Here is a 2395-nt window from a genome sequence, read left to right as displayed (position 1 = left end):
CGACAAGACCTCGTCCCCGATGCCGTCCAGCAGGGGAGTGGCCAATCCGTCTACCGCAATATGTTGTAGGTCCCTGAGCAAGCGGGATAAGCAGTGATTATTGTCTATAACATTATCGCCGAATGCTTGCGGCGTCGGTTTCACAAGGGTTCTTCATAGGAATACAGTATGTGTCCTGTCCGAGTAACACACGCGGATCAAATTGATCCGCAGCAGAAGCGGCAATTCGTGTCAAACCGACCGTTCAAAAGAAAACTCTCGTAAACACCGAGGCTAAATCTCTCTCGCCACCCCTACATCAGAACTGCCCGACACCCGTAGTCGAGCATAGTGCTATTTGGCTGAACAAACTCGTATTCAATCTTGAAACCCATCGTCTCTAGCAATCGGCGGAACGCGATAGGGTCATCGGTAATGTCGTAGTGCCCATCCAAATATTCAGGTGGGTGCAACAAATCATTCCAGAGAAGAAGGACGGCACCTGGCGTCATATACTTCGCGATATTACTAAGTATGAATGGCCATTGAGGACTATGATCAATGCAGTTTCGAACAAGAACCGCGCCGTTCACTCCCGCGACCAGTTCAGGAATAAATTTCTCGGCTGGACTTGAGTACGCCTCATCGATGTTGACGAACAGATTTCTACCGCGGTTATCGATCTGCCACCTAGAGACCTCGTCATACAAGGGCTCGATAATGATCCGCTTGGCCGCGACATCCCAAACTGACGTAGGACTAAATACACATGGCCCGACATCGAGAACGGTCTTGCCAGTGACATGGTCAAAGAACTCAGCCGCCAAAGTGTCGTCGCCGCCGAAAAATTCAGCAACAAAATACTTATCGCGGAACCCGTTCGAAACTAAGAACTGAGGATCATCAAAGCGGCTCACCCACTCTTTAAAACCCGGATGATCCATGAATGCGAGGGCATGTTTGAGTTCAAACTTCTGAGCATCATTCCACAGAAGGCGCCCTTTGGGTGACTGTTGTGGCAACTCAACGCCCAGGCGGTGTGCCGCCTTCAAAAACTGCCTTCCGATGAGATTCCTCATGCCCCCCCCTCGCGCCTTAAGCTACCCACAGATAAGCGTGATTATTGCCTGCTGCAAGGACCGAAGCAACGTATAAGATTCTTGCTTCCTGCTCAGTACTCTTCGTGTTGCTCAGGCAAAGCAGTACGTTCTACCTTGGTTAGCCACCGGTCGTATCGTCAGTGCAAACACTAAGTTATGCAATCTTTCGCGGTCCCCTTTTGAATTGCCTCCCGGTTCGCCGGTCAGATCAGCTATTGAGACAATGCTTTGATGAACTCTCGCTCCGGCGTTTTGACGAAGGCCTCCCACATGCCGTTGAACTGAGGGCTGGCAACGGGTGTGAAGCATGGGATCAGGTTGAGGCCTAGAACAAGCAGCCTAGCCTCCCTCTATCGACGGCTGCCCATGAGATAATTTCCCCGGTCATCCGCATCGATGATGAACGCGAGACGGACCACCTCACCATTCCAGCCGGTGAACTCAAGGCCGTCCGAGCAACAAACGGAGATTATACCGCATCGCCATGACCTTGCCGTCGTGCACACGGCCTATGCGCCCGGCCGTATGTTTCTCAACGATCGTGGCGTGATCGGGCCATGATGCAATGAACTCGTTTGCGATCGACCACGGGAAAATCGGCGGCTCGCTGGTGCCTGTTGAGAACGGCAGGGATCCGCCGATAGCTATAGGTCGGCCCAGCATCCACGAGTTTGCAAATGGCCGGCAACAGCTCGGTATCCCTCACTGTGAGATACGGCGCACGCGGCTTGGACTTGCCTTTGCGTCGCTCGGCGAGACTGGAAGCGATACGCCCAGACGTTAGCGACGGTCTTCATCGGGAACGTCCTTCGGTAACAAGTTCGGCCGCGATATCGGTCTCTTTGCGTGAGCTTTGGAAATAGCTTCGCGGCGAATCACGTTCTCGTTCGTCGTGCGCCCGAGGACGCACTCAATCTCGCACACCCAATCTTCCGGCTTCCTCACTTCGGATTTGCCGATCACTGGCCCGTCAAAAACCACGGCCACGGCATCTTCCTCGCTCAGGAGCCTACGCCAGCGATACAGGAGATTTGGCGCAACTCCATGCCGCCGCGCCGCGGAGGGCCGTCCCCCGGCGGCATAACTTTGCTCGATGGTCTGCAGTTGGCGTACCGTTGTCCAGCGTCGCCGCGTGACGTCACCGATCATCAGATCAACCTGTCGAAACTCGTTACATAAGCCCACACTTTAGCCTTCCCGCTTATGCTGAGTTTCCGGTCTAAGATCGTGCCCCGTAGCGTGGTGTAAGTCGACGGTAGCAAAGCCGCTCGCGAGCGCGCCCTCAGCGCGCTGTAGCGAGTGAGCGGCTTTGCGGG

General features: G+C 54.4%; 1 protein-coding gene and 1 pseudogene. Both read right to left on the bottom strand.

What is annotated here, in order from left to right:
* Nucleotides 1–293: 293 nt before the first annotated feature.
* Complete coding sequence (locus ACIQUB_RS31430; protein WP_112949220.1) at nucleotides 294–1058, bottom strand: hypothetical protein; 765 nt, start codon at nucleotides 1056–1058, stop codon at nucleotides 294–296.
* A 248-nt stretch (nucleotides 1059–1306) separates the two neighbouring features.
* Nucleotides 1307–2228 (bottom strand): annotated as a pseudogene (locus ACIQUB_RS31425) (transposase); the annotation flags it as partial.
* Nucleotides 2229–2395: the final 167 nt, after the last annotated feature.

Source organism: Rhizobium sp. NPDC090275 (assembly GCF_044772225.1).
GTDB lineage: Bacteria > Pseudomonadota > Alphaproteobacteria > Rhizobiales > Rhizobiaceae > Rhizobium.
Note: the sequence above shows the minus strand (reverse complement) of the source record. Positions and strands in the feature narration are given on the sequence as shown.